The organism is Bartonella quintana (assembly GCF_009936175.1).
Taxonomy (GTDB): Bacteria; Pseudomonadota; Alphaproteobacteria; order Rhizobiales; family Rhizobiaceae; genus Bartonella; species Bartonella quintana.
In genome coordinates this window covers 1,305,001-1,323,022 of record NZ_AP019773.1, presented here as the reverse complement: position 1 = coordinate 1,323,022, position 18,022 = coordinate 1,305,001, and the positions used below count along the sequence as shown (strand labels likewise).

Here is an 18,022-nt window from a genome sequence, read left to right as displayed (position 1 = left end):
CTCAAAGCAAAGATGCAATGAGAATATTTTTAAAAGCAGGAAAGCTGCAAGCTTTCCTCTTCTTCTTCTCAACAGACTTTTCTGTTGGGGAGGAGGAGTAATCCCTAAAATGCATCATACGCAAAAGGATTATAACTTGTCATGACCGTTTCCCAAACTCAATCCAATCATCCCAAGCTCTTGCAGGCAGACCATGCTAAAACTTTTTCTGATATGGTCGCGCTTATTCAAGATGAAATTGATGATACAACAGCTGAGTATTCCCTTCAAATTCGAGATTCCATTCTTACCGCTTTGCGTTTGTGTGAACGCGAACCCTTTTTCTTTAATAAAAAAAGAGAGGCGACATTCAAAACACAAAGTGGAAAAACATGGTATGGGCAAGAAGAGGGGATTTTTATTCAATCAGAAAAAAATCTTGAAGCTGTCCTGTTGGGAATACAGGCTGCAACACAAACACAATTGTTTCATAAACCCATCCAGGCCTTGCAACAACAATATGGATCACCGCCTTTGCAGGGAACACCGCTCTTTTATACTTGCCTTGAGCAAAAAATAGGACTCTTTCCAACACCACAAGATGTTGAAACTGTGCATCTTTTTTATTTTCCACTTTGGTTTGGGGATGAACAGCTCATGGAGGAGGGGAATCCTTGGTTGATGCATGCATTTGATCTCATTAAAGCACGTGCAAAATACGAACTCTACAAAAACATCCTAAAAGATCCTGAATATGCTGCTGTTTCTTTCAAAGACTTTCAAGAACAGCTCCAAGCTTTGCGATTTGAAACTTCACGCAGAACAGACTCGGCACATATTCTGCCAATGAGGTTTTAAAGGAATTTTTTTCCAGTTCTTGATGACTGGCATCATCCCGGGCATTGATACCTGACTTAGCGTTGCTGACAGAAAGAGTTTATTCATGCGCTTGTCAGTCTGTTTGATGCCCACTTACTGTATAGAGGCCTGAGCTTTACAATTCTTTCAGAGTTTTGTCCTGATCCCATTATCAGGGGCTCTTGCTGTTAAAATAAAAACAAGCCTTAGTGATTTGATACATCCCACGGATAAGGTTCTTCAAATATTCTTTTCATGAGGTTCTCAATGGCTTTTCTTCCAGTTGCTGATTATCGGCCCGACGTCGCTGATCTTAATGGCGCTTTTACCGATGAGCTTATCAACCTGTTGCCAGCTGATGGCTCCTATATTCCTATGCCCGGCTTTAAACCTTTTTCAGAATCTTGCCCTGATCCAATTTTAGGCGCTATTGCTGTGAGAGAAAAAAATGGCGTGTCGATTATCGTGGGAACAGAAAAAAAAATCTACCTTCTCGATAATCTAAACATGAAGTGGAAAGATATCAGCAGAAAAGGAGAACCTTATTCCGCAAATATCCATGCTCCATGGTCCTTTGCTTTGTTTGGCGATTATGTCATTGCTGTCAACGCAAATGATAAACCACAAGTCATCGACATTAATCATGACGAAAGATTTAGAAATTTAAAAGGAAATCCACCACAAGCCGGAATCGTTCGGGTATGGGGCGATTTCGTTTGTCTGATGAAATTGACCGAGCATCCAAGACGTGTCCATTGGTCGGGGTTGAACGATGCTGAATTTTGGACCGTGGGGAAAAAAAGCTGTGATTTTCAAGATTTTCCCGATGGAGGGTTCGTGCAAGGCGCAACCGAAACAACAAATCCACTCATCTTTATGCGGTCTGCAATCTATGCAGGCTCTTTTATCCCTGGATCCAAGATTGTTTTCAGTTTCCAAAAAATCCACGATAAACGGGGCGCAAAAAACTCTGAATCTATCGTTTGTCGAGGGGATCTGGCCTTCTTTGCTGATGAAGGCGGATTTTATCAGATGACAAAAGACGGACAGATTATACCAATTGGGTTCGAAAAAGTTGATCGAACCATAACTTCAAAATTCGGTCAGAGTAATAGGTATAATCTCTCTGCTGCTATCGATGGAGTGTATAACCGCGTTTATTGGATGATCGATACCGATGATGATGTCAAACGTATCTTGTTCATTTACGATTGGGGATTGCAAAAATGGACAAAAGCGGTTGTCGACATCAAACTGATTCTCCCTATTTTCTTGACGGGAACTACTTTAGAAGGACTCGATAACGTTACACAGAGTCTTGATGATTTATCCTTGTCTCTGGACAGTAAAGCTTGGAAAAATGAATCGCCTATCCTTGGTGCATTTGATCATCAGGGAAGACTCGGTTCGTTTTCTGGGCCACCTATGGCTTGTGTGGTCACTTCACAAGAAATGGGGCAGACAAATGGAATGGTAACACGCGTGAAAAATATTATGCCTCAAATCAATAGCTCAGAGTTTTATTTGTCTGTGGGAATGCGCTTTCGTCAAGCACTCGAAGAAAAAACTATTTGGTTGCCAGAAAAAAAGCCTTCTCATAACACCGGCCAAATCCATTCACGGGCAAGGGCACGATTTTATCGCTTTAAATTGCGAATCCCTGAAGGCATGAATTGGTCTCATGTAACCGGATTCGATGTTGAGTTGAAGTCCGCTGGGACACGATAAACCATTAAAAACGATGGCGATAACAGGACCCCCTTAAAAAAGCATATATGCGCTAAAAGACTTCCTCTTAAAAAAAGAAAGCTGTTAAGCACAGCGCGTAAGAAAACAATGCCTCTGCTGGCTTTATAGTCGTTAGAGAAGGCGCTACCAAAAAGCTGAAAGAGCGAAAATGATGAAATGCAAACACGAAAATCAAAATCTTTATTCTGCTTATCTGACAGATCAATGGTCATGGAAAAAAATTGCACAATTCAAAGATCCTATAAATGCTGCATTAAAAAAATATGCTAAGCGCTTTCCTGATGATGTTTGCCTAAAAACAATCGCTCAAGAACTGGCCACTGGCAGGGCACAATTGTGGCTGATCTTAAAAAACAAAACCCAATTTAGCGCTTTTGCCATTACCAAAGTTGAAATAACACATACAGGAAAAAAACGTGTTGTTCTTTCAGATCTCGCTGGAGAGGGAGGACTGAAATTGGTCAAATCGATCGAAAAAGTCGAAGAATGGGCGAGAACAATCAATGCCGAAGAAGTCCATATGTTTGGAAGGTCTGGATGGTCTAAAATGCTCGCCCATCACGGATATTGTCGTAATCTTATTCATTATAGAAAGGTTCTTGTCACATGAGGAAAAAAACAACACCTCAAGTCCAAACAACAACACAAACAAATGCACCACCCGCTTGGGCTGAAGAGATCCTTAAAAAAGTGAGTGCTGACGCCCTCGACCTTTATAATAAAGGAATTGGCGGAAATGTTTATGAGGGTGAGCGGGTAGCGGGGCTCAGCGATGCGACAAAAAATGCTATCGCCGGGTTAGAAAAGGCTGCTGGTCAGTATAACAATCCAGCATTAACACAGTGGTTTAATGGTCCAACCCAAACTGCTACGAATCTTCTCGATATGGCGAAGGGAAACTTGATTGGACAAAATACTAAATTTGATGCTGCGTTACAAAATGCACTCAGCAAAACTTCCGAGGCCATTAATCAATCTATGGCTGGAGCTGGGCGTTATGGATCTGGTGCCCATACCGGGGTACTCACCGATGAACTCGGCACATTGGCAACTCAGGCTAAAGCCCAGCAATATAATCAAGATGTGAATAATATGATGAATGCTAATCAGATGATTGATAGCTCATTGCGTGACCAGATTAATGCAGCAAACAGCTACTTTCAAGGACAAAGCAATGCACTAAGCAATCTTTTAAAAGGTGGATTGATCCAAGATGAAAACCGCCAACGCATCTTGGATGCAGAGCGCCAAAAATGGTTAGAAAAAGATAATCAAGGATGGAACCAATTAGAAAGGCTGTTAAGGTTGGGAACAAAAGCTGCCGGTGATTACGGAACAAAATCAGGACAAGTAATAACAACGCCTTCCGTCACAAAAGATCCATTCCGCGATATCCAGCAGTTGCTTGGATTGATGGGAGGAATTCTAGGCCTTTCCGATCTCAGAGCCAAAGAAAATATTGTGCCCATAGGAGAAAAAAATGGTTATCCAATTTATATCTTTAACTATAAGGGAGATCCTCAACTTTATCGTGGTGTCATTGCCCAAGATGTGCTGCGTTTGAAGCCCGATGCTGTTTATATAAATGCAAAAACCAAATTATTGCATGTCGATTATCGTAAAATTGGTTTGCAAATAGAGAAAATCACAGCGTCTAAAAATAAAATCGTTCGCTTTCTTTCTTCGATCTTTGCTCGTTTTCGTTTTTTACAAAGAGGATATATTCTATGAGTTCGATTTATAATTGGTCGCTTGAGGCCGCCGAAAATGCTTATGCCGATGTGAATATAAACTGGGCAGAAGGACAACCTCCAAGTTCAGTCAATAATAGCGCTCGCGTTATGATGCAGCGCATCAAAGAATATTTATTGGATAATGGGGGAGTGATGGAGACACAGTTTACAATCAATGAGGATAAAACATCTATTCGTTTGATCACAAACTCTCCTATTGAGGCTTATATGGACGGTATTGTTGTGCGCTTCAAAGCACAAAAGCAAAATCGGGGAATAACAAATATTGCTTTAAAACAATTGCCCATGCAGCCTGTGTATAAGATAACTAAGAGTGGGATAGCACCCTTAAAAGGGCAAGAAATTCAAATTGGTGGTCTTTATGAGCTTGTCTACATTCGTAACATCGATGGAAAAAATACTGATGGTTGGTTTTTAACCAATCCCGTCGATAAAGACAATTTTCCATCCGGCTTTATTGGCACTTTTGCTATGGAAAAACTGCCTGATGGTTGGCTTGTTTGCGATGGTAAAGAATATTCACGCAAGGAATATGCTGATCTCTTTGAAGCCCTTGGTGAAACATGGGGAAAAGGAGATGGCCAAACAACATTCAATGTTCCCGATTTACGGGGAATGTTTTTGCGGGGGCTCGATAGCGGAAAAGGGATTGATAAAAAACGCAGTCTGGGAACTAAACAAGAAGATTCTTTTAAAGCTCATACCCATGAAGGGACAACAGAGCGTGCCGGTGAGCATACGCATAAATATGATGTTTACACTAAGTTAGTAGATATTATTGCTTCTACAAATGGGTGGGAGGCCATCTATAATCATCCCAATAAAAATAAGGTTTGGGAGACAAAGTCTGCAGAGGCACATGAACATAAGATCTCTTTGAAAAAAACAGGAGGAGATGAAACGCGTCCCGTCAATGTGGCAGTTGTTTATGCTGTTAAAGCGTGAAAACTAAAACTCTTAACAAGAGACAAAAAATTGTTTCGGGTGTTTTTCCTTAAGGAAAAAGAGGCGGGAGAAGATATCTTGTACGAAGCTTGATGAGAGGCTTTTAAGGTGCAGGAAAATGCATCCTTAGTTTATTTCACCCTCATATCTTGGACAGATTCAATGTCATTGAACGGGGAGAAATGAGATGCGTAAAATGATTTTTTTAGCATTGGGATGTGTGGTTCCTCATCTTTTTGTAGCTTTTGCCATTGGCGTACAAAAGAGAAAGCAAAGACTCCTTTGTGTGTAGGAAGTCTTTCTCTTTTTTATTCAAAGAGGCAATATTTTGCCTTTCGGAAGAAGAATTTGTCAAGAAAAGAGGCCCTCAGAGAAAAGGGGGCATTTAAAATTCTGAATGCGGATTTGACAATGTTGGTAGGGCATGAAACATAAAAGTTTTTGGAGCGATTTGTAACGTGTATTTCGTGAAGCTTGTGATGGTAAGAAAATACAGGATAATGACCCACTGCCTCTTTTGATAAACAATGAGAGGGAGGGTGCGCAAAGAAATTTCCGCCGCTCGTTTTTCCATGTTTTTTTTAAATGGACGGTATCTCTGTCAGAACAGATATCTATATGAAGTTGACCTGTGGGAGATGTTTGGGTTCGATCCAACTATCCCTTAAGAAACACTGCTTTTACTTGCTGAAAATTGGCTTAAGAGGAAAAATATTGGTACCGGAAAACTTGACAGTGAATGATAGAATGGCGCAGGGGTTATATGGTGCATTCCTTCTTTGGTTCCAGTGGACTGGTTTCAAGCTGGTGGCTTTCCAAAGGGTGCTTTCCTGTTTACTTTTGCTTAGGTGAGGAAATCTTCCGAAAACCACGTCGATGGTGGGTGATAACATCTTCGGCAAAGGAAAATGCTTAAACAAAAGAGCACTGTTTACAAAAGAGCACTGTTTAAACACTTGTGAAATGTTGCTAGTTTAATGGGGTTGGGTGGTCGATTTTTCTTTTGGTGTTTCAACACAAAGGATAGCGATAGGTGCTCCAGTATGATAATTGTAAATCATGAATTTCGTTTTCCCGTCTGGCGTTAAGATCTTTAACACAATATTGTGTTCTGAAAGACTGTGTGACAAAATCTGTGTTCCTTCCGGTAAGGAAAGTGTATGGTGGGCAACTTCTAGATTTTTGCTGTGTGAGGAAAAGCTAGCTGTTTGTTTTGGAGCTGATCCTGTTGCTATTATTTTGTAGACAGCTAAAGACAAGACAGTAAGGGTAAGAATGAGCGTTATTGAAATGGAAATAATCATGAAACGCATAAGCTTTTTTCTCACACGTTCTGCTGCAGGGTCTAAGGGGAAGTCTTGAGGCAGTGGAGCACCTTGCTCTGTATGATGGTCTTTTGAAGTATGAATCTGCTTATTATTCACCATGCTGCATTCTTCTATTGATTGTTTTCTTAGAATGAGATGAGTTTATTCTTTTAAGGGTTTTTATACAAGAAGTTTATAGGGGCAGGGCGTAGAAGAGGGGATGATGTGGTCAAAACATCTGCTTCATGGACTGCGGGTATATAAGTATCATTGGTGCTTTGGCTTTTAAGCAGGAAGTTGCCTCGGTTTGTCACGGACCAGATCAGATTTACTTTTTGTTTGTGGAGGTTTGCATGTGCCTTTGTGCATTGAGCAAAGATTTGTTGCCCATAAGATGCAAATTGTTTGGTAGATGGTATCATGGCTTGTTCACATGCTTGAGCTGTTGGGTAGGTTTTAGCCATTGTATTGTTAGAATAACAGCTGTTAAAATCATCTGTACATGAAACCACTAAGAGGATAAAAACAAGGGTATTCATAAAAGACTTTCTAAATGAGAGGATGACAATATGGAGTGCAATCTGTAGCTGTGGGCGGCTTTCTTACTGCAAAACTTTTTCAAAGCTTCTTTGTTCCAGTTGGACTTTATTCTGGAAGGTTAGGTTCCAGTTTCCCTTTGCTTGGGTGAAGAGATTCAGAGAAAATCATATCGATGCCGGGTCGTAATATCTTCGATAGAGAAAAATTTTTTTCAAGAGTTTCTCAATGGGTTTTGCCTGGGGGGCTGCATGCTACAAAAGTTTGTTGATAAAAATGCACAGAAATCTATTCATAGCGCTGGTTTAGCGTTTATTAAAAGGAAAGAATACAATGGCACTTTTTCCATTTTCTATCGCTGATATCGATGATCCTGAACATATTCGCGTGGTTCTTTATGCCAGCGGAAGAATGGGACATGCTCCTTTAAATGCACTGTTGAACCAAATGCATCAAGACATCGAACGTTTTTATAAAAAACAGAGCCAAAATATCACGAAAATTTTGGAACGCATGGATGCTTTGGAAAAACAATTAGAAACGATCCTCCAAGATCTTGAAAATGTCAAAAACAAGTAAAATGTTAGAAATCGCTCATCTTGGTTATTTTTTCCATTTTGACACTCCATTACCCAAGAAGCCTGAGAAGTTCTAAAAATTAGGTGATCTCGTTAGAGAGTATTGCTGTCAGGTTTTTTTAAATTGAATGATGTTCTCTTCAGGTTTATAGCCTGGAAAAGGAGGGCTATAATTTCCAAATTTTATGTTTTTGGGAGCCATTTTAAAAACGCCTTTTTATGATAAAGCAGTCCTCACCAGTCTTCCTGTTTTTATAGTGATGAAGTCTGGAAAAGACAAAAATCATCATTCTCTCATTCTATTAAAAAGTTTCCCAATAAAGCATTGCAAAGGGATATCATCACTTCTGATGATGTCTCGTTCTTTTTTTAAAAAAAGAGCTTTATCTCTTCTCTTGAGGGGGCATCAAAAACAAAAAAAGCAGGAAGGGAGTTTATTTCTACAGTTTTGGATGTGAGGTGGACAAGTATTAAAGGCAAAGTGAAATCTTTTGCCATATTCTCAAAGCCGTGATAGGCGAGCGACAAAACATGCTATTATTGGTACCCAAAAATGGCAGTGTTTCTTCAACAACGCTTGTTTCTCTCGATCAGAAAATGACTCATATGACTTGCAGGGGATTTTACATCAAAAAAGTCTTATGATAATGTTTCTGTACTCTATTTCATAAAGTCAACGCAAAAAGTTTCTGAAAAGAGTTGCAAACAGCAAAGAAAATAAGAAATGTTCAGGGCATCGAGAAAAAGAAGTATTTTCACATAAAAGATTGATAATCTGCTGCTACGACATGTATTGTGTGGATTGATACTTCTCTCATTTTTTTCTGTAAAAATTTATCTTGAGATATTAAAGGATACGGTCTTGATTGAAAAAAGAATCCGCACGAGGCAAAAAGCTTATTTCAAAAAATTATATCGTAAGATCGCTTTTGTTTGCATGCTGCTCTTTTGTGCGTTAGCTTTTTGTTTTGGCGTTGTAAAAATTGTCAGTTATTTTTCTTCCAAGAACTACGTGATACAACAAATTCCTGTTGAATTAACTATTCCAGTCTTTGACTTACGCGTGTATTGCAAGGAAATTGCTGCTTCAGTGACATCTGATAGAAAGAAAGAAGTTTATCAGCACTGTATTAATTTGGAAAGTGAAGCTTATTTTGCAATTCGTGAAATGTGGGACATGCTTTCCGAAACTGCAAAGAAAAAATGTGTGAAAATGGTGCGACCAGGGGATGGAAACTATTTTCTCTTACGGGATTGTTTGCTCAATGAAAGAGAGGATGAAAAAAATAAGGTGCGTAATCACTTTTAAATTTTCACGCAGAAATTTAAACGTAGGTGAAGTTGGATGAACGAAAGACAAAAGCTGTGCTCTCAAAGAACATCTCTATTTTCTAAAGGTTACGCCTTTTTTAAGTAACGATTTTAAAGTTATGATGGGTGCTTGATAAAAGCTTTCTTTAAAAGGTGTCGAGGTTGTACCAAAACGACTTAGAGGTACGGCAAAATCTTTAAATTTTTCAATCGAGTGTTGTTGGGCGTTTTATCTCTTGGTTTGAAAGAGAGCGTAAAACACCATGGCGGTGAAGAGATAAAGGCTGAACGTTATTCTCGCTCTTCATGGTTATCGTCTGCAGGAAAGATGAAAAGTTGCCGGCAAGAGCACACTCTTTTGCTTTCGATTCAGAAAGCAATGAAGATTTCTGATTTTCTTGTGAGGCAGCTTGCACATTTTAATCTGAAAAACATTTCAATACAGACCATAAAACTGCCGTATTGTTATTAACAATAAAGGCAGCTCTGACGCTCGTTGGCGTCCAAGTTAGGTGAGAAGAAATAAGGGGGTGCTACATCTCCCTGGGGGAAAAGTCAGCGTTCTTCATCACTGCTCCATAGATTTCCGGCAGCTGTGCGACAGCTGCCGGGAAAAGGGGATCTCTAAAGGTTTGTTGCCCATTAGCTGTTTATTTGAGAGCAAAATCCGGTTACCTTTTGTATTGTAAAAAAGGGTTGAAGTTCCCATGCTTAAAATGAGAAGAGCCTTGGTGCAGAAAATCAGGTGTGGGGGTGCCGATGTCATCAGCAAAAACATCTATTGTGGGGTTTTTGTGGGAATTGAGTTGTTTGCAATATTGTCCACATGTCTCACAGGCTTCAAATAAAATGCCATCGGGAGTGTTTTCGACAGTGCAGATGGAAACCTTCTGCTTTGCTTGGCAAAAAGTGCATTGGGTGTGTGGGATGTGCCAAAGGGTACTACAATAAAGGCAAGAACAAACTCTTAGAGTTTCGTGCGTTTTCTTGCCGATAATGATGCTGGAAGTATGCGTGCCGCTACAAGCAGGACAGAGGTTGTTTGGTTGTAGAGATAAGCTTTGAGCATCAAGCTGTGAAGCAGCAAGAGAGTACATAATTTGCAACGTGCCGATGATAAAAATATGTTCTGCTAATTGCTGTTGAGGAAGCAGAGAGTTTAACAGATTTTCTCCCCACAAGCGCCATTGATCTTCTTTCTGTTGCGTGCTGTTTATGGCTTTGTGCCTTATTGCCGAGAATGCTTGGTTAGAGAATGTTGAGGTTGACAGAGAGTTCAGAAAATCCCTAACAATGCTGTTATACAAGCCCAAAGCTAATAATTTTGATCGATCAAAAAAAGGTGTCGAGGTTGTACCAAAACGACTTAGAGGTACGGAAAAATCTTTAAATTTTTCAATTGATTGTTGTTGGGCGTTACAAAAATGCGCGAAAAAAAGTAAAAACTCTTTGTTTGGAATGCTTTTAGCTAAATGCGCAAAACGTTGTGCTCGTTTTGCAAATAAAGTGTCCTTATCAGGAAGTATGACAAAAATAGGAGAATGCGTGATACCATGCTTATTCACAGATTCTGTTTTTTGAGGGGATCCTAATTTTTTTTGGAGGCGTGCCATGTTGGTCGTTTCTTTATTCAAAAGCCTATGTTTTTCTGCTTTTTGTTTTTACACTTGGCTTTTACGTTGAGCTTGTCATCAATTATAAGATCCAATTCATTGATAAATCCCATGAAACTGAGTCAAAAATTTACAGTGCTGTTTGTTGGCCGGTGTGGGCAAGAAGTGAGATCTAATGATGGTCATAGGACTTGAATAATACTCATATTAATCTATCTATAGATGTGAGAAGGTCTTGTAAAGCGGTCGTGAATTGTTTTTCAGAATTGTCTTTTACAAGAGGGGGTTGCTTTAGCATAAAATAGAGACTATGATTTATATAATCAATACATTCGCGCAGTAACTTGGGGGATAAGTGTTTGTGAGCTAAGTGCACGAAGGGTAGGAAATATCGGCTTTTTTAATATCGGTGGTTTTAGAATAAAAAGAGAAACACCTATTTTTCTGGCACATGCCTATTTTTCTGGCAAATGTTGTTTATTTGCTTAGGATTTTGGATGTGTGTTCTCATTTTTTTATTATTTTTCCACAAGATGGTTATTTTTTAGTGAAATATGGTCTATTTTAAAAAAAAACATTTGGCATTTTAGGTGAACATCACTAGGTTTCTGCTGATTAGCAGAGAAAGAGAAAGTTTTAGGCTTACGGTTTCCCTGCTGTTTTTGTGATTTTCAAAAATATATACTTTATCAAATATCAGTAGGTATCATTTAAGTGAAATAAAACGCGGATAGCCTGATAACCGTATTTTTAACACGATCAACATTATCGAAAATAATGCGTGAAGAAGAGTCATTAAAACATACACACACTCCAAAAGGGATAAAGATGAGGCCACAACAAAATAGACGGGCACGCGGTCGTAATAATAATAACAATGGTAATAATAATAATCGTCGCGGCCCTAACCCATTGTCTCGGAATTATGAAAGCAGCGGTCCGGATGTTAAGATTCGTGGAAATGCTCAGCAAATTGCCGACAAGTACATAAGTCTTGCTCGTGATGCACAGGGTGCTGGCGACCGCGTTATGTCGGAAAATTATCTACAACATGCTGAACACTACTTGCGTATTATTCTGGCAGCGGTTGGGCAAACGCCCCAATCTGTTCGCCGTGATGAGAATCGCGATGAAAACAGTGAGCAAGAGTGCTGTGAAATAAACGCTGAAGGTGAGAAAAAAGACATTGTCAGCTGTGACAAGAGCGTATCACAAACACAGTTGCAAAAAAATGGGAATGGTCGACACACGAAGACACAAAATGGGTGTGCGGCTGATGATGCGGTAGAGGTGAGTGCTGCTCTCTTGGATGAAAAAACGAACAAAGAGCAATGTATTGCTGAAGAGAGTGCTGAACCTGTCAAAAAAATCCGTCGATCGTCACGTCGGCGTGCTGTGCGTGTTCAAGAAGAATCATCCCTTGAACTTTCACAAGCAACGCCTGAGACTTGTGAGAACGGCAATGCGTTGACAGAAAAAGTTGCTTCTTTGCCTGGATTAGGTGAAGAGATAAAGAGAAAACCGCGCCGGCGCCGGGTTATGACATCTTCGGCAGAGGAAAGTGTTTAAACAAGAGAGCGTTGTTTAAAAGCCCGTGGAGATGTGCCGTTTGGGCTGAATTCTAGGAGGATCGGCTTTATCGAGCAGGCTAGTTATAGAGGATGCGTTTCAGGGGGTTAGCTTCTAGAGGCGAAGTCCAAGAGGCTGATTGTGGGGAGAAAATGTCTTTGTACAGGACAACGGTGGCTGTGAGAGAACTCTGCTGGGGGGCTATTTTGCTTTTTCGTTCTAAAGTGTTTTAAACGCTTTTTTAAAAAAAGATGTCAAAGTAATTGTCAGGAACATACAGGCAATAAACAATCCCTTCTTCTGTTAAGTTTAAGGAAGCTGAACCATTGACAGAAACAGGGACAATCTTTTCTAGGACAGCACTGCCAAAACAGGCTTTATTTTCGTTAGAGAGAATGGTTCCTGCTGCAAAATTTTCATTCCAAGTGATAAGGAGTTGTGTTGTTCCATTTATGTTCGTGTGCAATTCACAACGCACACAGACACTTCCCTTTTCTTGTGATAAGGCCCCAAAAGAAAGAGAATTGACAATGAGTTCATGAAAAGCCAAACCAATATGCAAAGCGGCATTCGGAAACAGATAAGGATCCACGCCTTCAAGTGAAAAACGTTCTGTTTCTTTTATCAAATAGCCCAAAGCTTGCGAATGAACCAATTCACGAAATTGGGCACCACGCCAATCAGAAGCAGTAATCAGATCTTGAGAATGTGAAAGAGAATGGAGCCGTCCTTGAAATTTGCGTAAGAAAACCTGAAGCGATTCAGTATAGCGTGCGGTTTGGCTGGCAATACTTTGAATGATGGCCAGAAGATTTTTAGAACGGTGGCTGACTTCACGAAGGAGGATTTTTAGCACTTGTTCACGTCGGCGTAATCCTGAAATATCAACTCCAGTGGTGATGATACCAACAATTTCTCCGTTATCGTTGCAGTGGCAATCAATAGAAAATTTATACCAAATCACTTGTTTGGCCATATCCTCAAACCGTGCTTCAATGGTTTGCATTTTTCCTGTGGCTAAAACCTGCAATTTGATTGTTTCCATATTGTCCGCAAGATCGAGCGAAAAAAAATCACTGTCACGACATCCCACTCGCCATTTACTGTGCAGATGCTTGGGAAGATTTTCAGCCCATAAATAGACCAGATTCGTTGTCTGGTATAAAACACAAATATCAGCGCTACGGATCGCTTGCATCAGAGCGCTCAAATGGGATTTATCCATGGGTGGCGTTGGAAGAGGCGTAACGATCATGATCAGCATGTTACCCTGTTCTAAGCAGCTTTGGACGCATTCTCTTTAAAAAATAAAGCCTGTGAAATAAGCGCTTTCACCATATCGGGATTAAAAGGTTTGGTAACTAAAAAAGTTGGTTCTGGACGCTCTCCGGTCAGTAATCTTTCAGGAAACGCGGTAATAAAAATCACCGGTATACGGTCATTTTGCAAAATGTCATTGACCGCATCAATACCCGAACTGTTATCAGCCAATTGAATATCAGCTAAAATCAACCGTGGCTTTTTTTGATGATACATTACGACAGCTTCTTTACGGGTTCGTGCTATCCCTACAACTTGATGTCCTAAGCTTTCGACCATTTGCTCAATATCCATCGCAATAAGAGGCTCATCCTCAATAATCATAACCTGTGTGGCAATTTGTTGAGAAATATCAATCGATGCTTGATTGAGAAGCTTACGGAAATCCCTCGCATCAAGATTCATGATTTCGCAGGCTTCTTGTTCATTAAATCCTTCAACGGCAATCAACAAAAATGCTTGGCGTGCACGTGGTGTAAGATACGATAATTTTGCACTGGTCTTTTGTTCAAGACCAAACTGTGGCAGTGGCTCGGGTATATTAGGCGTTGTTTGGTCAAAAAGGTGGCAAAAAAGCCAATAGGTGCCGATGCGGTCACTAGATGCTCTTGGAAAAATAGAAATATCAGCAATCAGTGCTTCCAACATTGCTGATACATAAGCATCACCAGATGATTGGCTGCCTGTGACAGATCGGGCAAAACGTCGAAGATAGGGGAGATGCGGTGCGATGCGCGTTGATAATGACATGATTTATAACTCCTTTGACCTTTGAAGCATTTTGTTGATTGAAATCCTCAACAGAGGAAAAAGTTCCTCTGTTCGTATGGAACTTTTTACATACAACCATATTTACAACTATAAGGCGAAAAATTGTTCTAGCTGCTAGTGATATTATATGGATTAGGGGGACAAAAAATGAACGACTGTGATGAAAAAAATCTCACCAATCACTTTACATTTGGAGATGATCTTCTCGGGGTCAATAGCGAAATAGCACGGAAATTACGCCAGTTTTATTTGGAAATTCAGGAAGAAGCACTGCCTGCACGTTTGCTCGAGCTTTTGGAGAGGTTGGAGCAAGCAGAACGATTTGGCTTAAACAATGCAGAAAAGGTTTGAATCCTTTTATGATGGAGGGCGTAAAAGACTTTAAGCAGGAACTCCTTTTGGTTCTACCAGCTCTGCGAGCTTTTGCTATTTCTTTGAGTAGCAAGCACGATAAAGCCGAAGATTTGGTCCAAGACACTCTTATGAAAGCATGGGCCAAGCAGGATAGTTTTGAAATGGGAAGCAATCTCAAAGCTTGGCTTTTTACGATTTTGCGCAATGAATTTTACAGTCAAATGCGCAAACGGGGAAGAGAAGTTCAAGACAGCGATGGTGTGTTTATCGAAAGTGTGGCTATTCATCCTGCTCAATATGGATCGCTTGATTTGCAGGATTTTAAAAAAGCCTTAAATATGCTCTCTGCTGATCAAAGAGAAGCCATTATTCTCATTGGTGCATCTGGTTTTTCCTATGAAGATGCTGCAGCTATTTGTGGCTGTGCTATTGGAACGATTAAAAGCCGTGTTAGTCGAGCGCGGAATCGCTTACAAGAACTTCTCAAAGTGGATAGGTGAATCTGATTATGGGCCCGATTCTTATTCGGCCAAAAGTACATTATGTTCATTTAATGGCTAAAAAAGCATAATAATTATGGTTAAAAGCCTTGTTTTTTTTATTCCCTTTATAGCTATTAGAGTAAAGTCAGCATCTAAGGAATGCATAGTGTTTGGCGTGATCTTTAGGGGAAATAAGGGAAGCTTGTATGAAAGTATCCATCGGGCTTTTTGCACTATGACACCGTAAGGGAGTCTTCTTTTGTGCTGAAAAATGACGATTTTCAGGTTCGCCAATGGAAATTTTATGACAACAAAGACAAATTTGCTTCCTAAAATATCCTCTTCTGATTCAACAATATCACGTTGGCGTTGGGTCGCGATTATTGTTTCTCTTGTTATGGCCCTTTTGGCTTCCACCTTTATTATACTGCTCTCAAACGCCGTTGATCGCGAAGTTGCACAGTTGAATACGAGCTCAGAATTGCGCGAACAGGCTGATTTAGTGCTCATTAGTTTGATCGATATGGCTGTCGCTGATCGTAGCTATGCAAAAACCCGCAAGGCGGAAGACAGAGCGCGCTTTGAAAATGCTGTTCGTAGTCTTGATGATATTCTCAAGTATACGGAACTTATTGTTTACGCACATCCGCAATGGTATGAATGGTTTAATGCTTTTAAAAAAGAGGTCGAAGCACGCAAAGCTTTTATGAATGACCATATGCTTGCTCTTGATGCACTTCCTGATCAATCTTCCCAACCCTCTTTCTCCTCTGAAATTCCAAAGATTCAAGTGGCGCGTTTAGCCCAGTTGATGACAAGCTTTATTAATGGAGATGATGTGGTGCGGCAAAAACAGCGCGAGAACATCGCACTTATGCGGGCTGCTTTAACATTGGCGGCTATTGTTTCTGTCGTAAGTACTTTTGTTTCGGCTTATTTTGTCATTAATCGTTTTCACCGTGATGTACGCTCCTTAAAAATGTATCAATTGTTACTTCATAGTGAGAATATAGCCCTTGAAGCACGTGTGAAAGAACGCACACAGGAATTGGAAAAAGCACGCAATCATGCCGAGAAAGAACGGCAACGTGTTGAAATGTTGTTGCAAGATGCCAGCCATCGCATTGGCAATTCTCTTGGTACAGTCTCTTCTTTGCTTGGTGTACAATTAAATCGAAGCACAAATGAAGAAGTGCGTTCTGTTCTTGGGGCTGCACGGGACCGTATCCAGACAATATCCACGGCGCATCGCCGTTTGCGTTTGAGTGATGATATGGAAACAACTTTATTGGCAGAATTTCTCAGTTCTGTGGTGCATGATGTTGAATTAGCAGTGCCTTTTGAATTGCGCGAAAATATCACCATTCATACTTCCTTTAAAGAATGTCGGTTGTCTTCAAGAGATGCAACAACACTCGGAATTATTCTTGGTGAATTGCTGACAAATTCCTTAAAACACGCCTTTCCTGATAAGCGCTCTGGTCATATTTATATCTCATTTGGTCCTCAGGAAGATGGACAACTGATGCTGATTGTGGAAGATAATGGTGTGGGCATGAAGCACCAAACTTCAGAACAAAAAACAGGTCTTGGTCGGGTGGTTGTTGAACAGCTTTGTATGCAATTTGGTGAGAAACCAATTTTTGAAACTTCTGCGTTGGGTGGCACAAAGATTTTGATTCCTTTGCCGAAATTAAGTACCAATGATTCAAAAGAAGCATCTGCTTGATTTTAAAAAATTGCCAGCCTTTTTGTGTTTTTTTCTCTTTTTCTTTTGGGGAGAAGAGGGGGCATGATTGCTTCTTTGAGTCTCCGTGGATGTGTTTTGAGTGTCATGCCCATTATGAGTGAATGTTCATGCAGTGCTCACTTTAAAAATTTGCTGATGCGTTCTTTCTTAATTCACCCCATTATATGAACTTCTTTCGATGGAATCATCAAAAATTTAACAGCGCAAACAGGCGATTTTGTTGTGAATGGTCAACGTCTTGCGGCGCTCGTCCCTCTCCATACACTTTATATTGAAGCGATCTCTAAAGAAATACAGTTACAAAATATTCATGCTGAACAAGCGGCTTCTCTTGCTGTTGATGCCTTCAAAAAGATGTTTTGACAGGAACAGTGCTTTTCGACCACATCCACAACAGGAGCTATTTTTCCCTCCTCCCTCTACAAAAGGTCATCGGCAACTTCATCCGAATTATCTCACGCATTTCAGGACGTATTTCTATTCCAGAACATGTTAGCCTCTAGAGAGGAAGCTTCTCACCAAAGTTTTGTTACTTTGCTGCGATAGCTTCAAAGAGCAGAAAATCAATAGGAGACCTCATCACTGATATGAGATTTTCGTAGAGTTTGAAAAAATGGTAAGCAAAGGCTTCATTGTTTTCGCTTTTGCTATGGAAGATTTTTTACGGTGTTTATTTTTGTTAAAAAATTCAAAGAAAGAAACCTCTTTAGGTTATATTGTGCGGTTTAAGAAGTATTTTCGGATGGTGTTACTGGGCTATTTATCAACGAATCAATATTGTATTTTTCGCGTAGGAATGTTTGCAAGTCTTGATTGGTTAAAGTCTTACTGTTAGGCAAACGGATGCGCATGGGGTCAACTTTTACACCATTGACAATAATTTCAAAATGACAATGGGGACCGGTTGCCATTCCTGTTGATCCGACATATCCAATGATTTGCCCTTGTCGTACTTTAACGCCCGGTTTGATGTCTGGTGCATAGCGACTTTGGTGTGAATAACTGCTGACATAGCCATTGGTATGCTGAATTTCTGTATGGTTTCCATAGCCGCCAGCTACACCCATTTTTATGACAACACCATCTCCGATCGCAATAATGGGTGATCCTTTTGGTGCAACCCAATCAACGCCTGTGTGCATGCG

General features: G+C 40.2%; 17 protein-coding genes and 2 pseudogenes (1 of these 19 cut by a window edge). 12 read left to right on the top strand and 7 right to left on the bottom strand.

The features are described from left to right. Positions 1–141: 141 nt before the first annotated feature. From MF1_RS05400 to MF1_RS05380, 5 genes are all read left to right on the top strand, one after another. Positions 142–837, top strand: a complete 696-nt coding sequence (locus MF1_RS05400; protein ID WP_161510635.1) for a hypothetical protein — start codon at positions 142–144, stop codon at positions 835–837. Positions 838–1,104: 267 nt separating this feature from the next. Further along, positions 1,105–2,565: a hypothetical protein gene (locus MF1_RS05395; protein ID WP_161510634.1), complete on the top strand. Its 1,461-nt coding sequence runs from the start codon at positions 1,105–1,107 to the stop codon at positions 2,563–2,565. A 169-nt stretch (positions 2,566–2,734) separates the two neighbouring features. Beyond that, positions 2,735–3,196, top strand: a complete 462-nt coding sequence (locus MF1_RS05390; protein ID WP_014924430.1) for a hypothetical protein — start codon at positions 2,735–2,737, stop codon at positions 3,194–3,196. Continuing rightward, a complete protein-coding gene (locus MF1_RS05385; RefSeq protein ID WP_014924429.1) occupies positions 3,193–4,317 on the top strand; it encodes a tail fiber domain-containing protein in 1,125 nt (374 codons plus the stop codon). The genes MF1_RS05390 and MF1_RS05385 overlap by 4 nt, the downstream gene beginning before the upstream one ends. Further along, on the top strand, positions 4,314–5,285 hold the full coding sequence (locus MF1_RS05380; protein WP_161510633.1) for a phage tail protein: 972 nt from the start codon (positions 4,314–4,316) through the stop codon (positions 5,283–5,285). Before MF1_RS05385 ends, MF1_RS05380 begins: the two co-directional genes overlap by 4 nt. Positions 5,286–6,259: 974 nt before the next feature. Here the strand turns inward: MF1_RS05380 and MF1_RS05375 are convergent. Next, positions 6,260–6,712 (bottom strand): hypothetical protein, encoded by a 453-nt coding sequence (locus tag MF1_RS05375; protein WP_161510632.1) that lies wholly within the window; start codon positions 6,710–6,712, stop codon positions 6,260–6,262. Positions 6,713–6,762: 50 nt separating this feature from the next. Next, positions 6,763–7,131 (bottom strand): hypothetical protein, encoded by a 369-nt coding sequence (locus tag MF1_RS06965; RefSeq protein WP_042995461.1) that lies wholly within the window; start codon positions 7,129–7,131, stop codon positions 6,763–6,765. A 331-nt stretch (positions 7,132–7,462) separates the two neighbouring features. Between MF1_RS06965 and MF1_RS05365 the strand changes: the two genes are divergently transcribed. Beyond that, entirely contained in the window at positions 7,463–7,708 is a 246-nt protein-coding gene (locus tag MF1_RS05365) for a hypothetical protein (RefSeq protein WP_161510631.1), read from the top strand. An 864-nt stretch (positions 7,709–8,572) separates the two neighbouring features. Next, positions 8,573–9,016, top strand: a complete 444-nt coding sequence (locus MF1_RS05360; protein ID WP_161510772.1) for a hypothetical protein — start codon at positions 8,573–8,575, stop codon at positions 9,014–9,016. A 208-nt stretch (positions 9,017–9,224) separates the two neighbouring features. Here MF1_RS05360 and MF1_RS06650 read toward each other — a convergent pair whose 3' ends face one another. Continuing rightward, positions 9,225–9,434, bottom strand: coding sequence for a hypothetical protein (locus tag MF1_RS06650; RefSeq protein ID WP_174235337.1), 210 nt, complete (start codon positions 9,432–9,434; stop codon positions 9,225–9,227). Positions 9,435–9,689: 255 nt separating this feature from the next. Next, entirely contained in the window at positions 9,690–10,631 is a 942-nt protein-coding gene (locus tag MF1_RS05350; protein ID WP_161510630.1) for a formate dehydrogenase accessory protein FdhE, read from the bottom strand. An 828-nt stretch (positions 10,632–11,459) separates the two neighbouring features. On the opposite strand from MF1_RS05350, the gene MF1_RS05345 reads away from it, so the two are divergent. Then, on the top strand, positions 11,460–12,200 hold the full coding sequence (locus MF1_RS05345; protein ID WP_042995459.1) for a DUF4167 domain-containing protein: 741 nt from the start codon (positions 11,460–11,462) through the stop codon (positions 12,198–12,200). Positions 12,201–12,441: 241 nt separating this feature from the next. On the opposite strand, the gene MF1_RS05340 is transcribed toward MF1_RS05345, so the two are convergent. Together MF1_RS05340 and MF1_RS05335 are read right to left on the bottom strand one after the other, a co-directional pair. After that, on the bottom strand, positions 12,442–13,455 hold the full coding sequence (locus MF1_RS05340; protein WP_042995600.1) for a sensor histidine kinase: 1,014 nt from the start codon (positions 13,453–13,455) through the stop codon (positions 12,442–12,444). 20 nt (positions 13,456–13,475) lie between these two features. Further along, the gene (locus MF1_RS05335; RefSeq protein WP_014924419.1) at positions 13,476–14,270 is read right to left on the bottom strand and encodes a response regulator; all 795 of its coding nucleotides are present in this window, start codon (positions 14,268–14,270) and stop codon (positions 13,476–13,478) included. 168 nt (positions 14,271–14,438) lie between these two features. On the opposite strand from MF1_RS05335, the gene MF1_RS05330 reads away from it, so the two are divergent. From MF1_RS05330 to MF1_RS05315, 4 genes and pseudogenes are all read left to right on the top strand, one after another. Continuing rightward, positions 14,439–14,642: a NepR family anti-sigma factor gene (locus tag MF1_RS05330; RefSeq protein WP_011179752.1), complete on the top strand. Its 204-nt coding sequence runs from the start codon at positions 14,439–14,441 to the stop codon at positions 14,640–14,642. 8 nt (positions 14,643–14,650) lie between these two features. Continuing rightward, positions 14,651–15,206, top strand: a pseudogene (locus tag MF1_RS05325) (RNA polymerase sigma factor). Positions 15,207–15,431: 225 nt separating this feature from the next. Then, on the top strand, positions 15,432–16,856 hold the full coding sequence (locus MF1_RS05320; protein WP_161510629.1) for a sensor histidine kinase: 1,425 nt from the start codon (positions 15,432–15,434) through the stop codon (positions 16,854–16,856). Positions 16,857–17,051: 195 nt separating this feature from the next. Further along, positions 17,052–17,371: pseudogene (locus MF1_RS05315) on the top strand (HlyD family secretion protein); the annotation flags it as partial. Positions 17,372–17,602: 231 nt separating this feature from the next. On the opposite strand, the gene MF1_RS05310 reads toward MF1_RS05315, so the two are convergent. Continuing rightward, on the bottom strand, positions 17,603–18,022 hold the 3' end of the coding sequence (locus MF1_RS05310) for a M23 family metallopeptidase (RefSeq protein ID WP_161510628.1). 1,587 nt of this gene lie beyond the right edge of the window; only the last 420 of its 2,007 coding nucleotides appear in the window; its start codon lies beyond the right edge, outside the window; it ends in the stop codon at positions 17,603–17,605.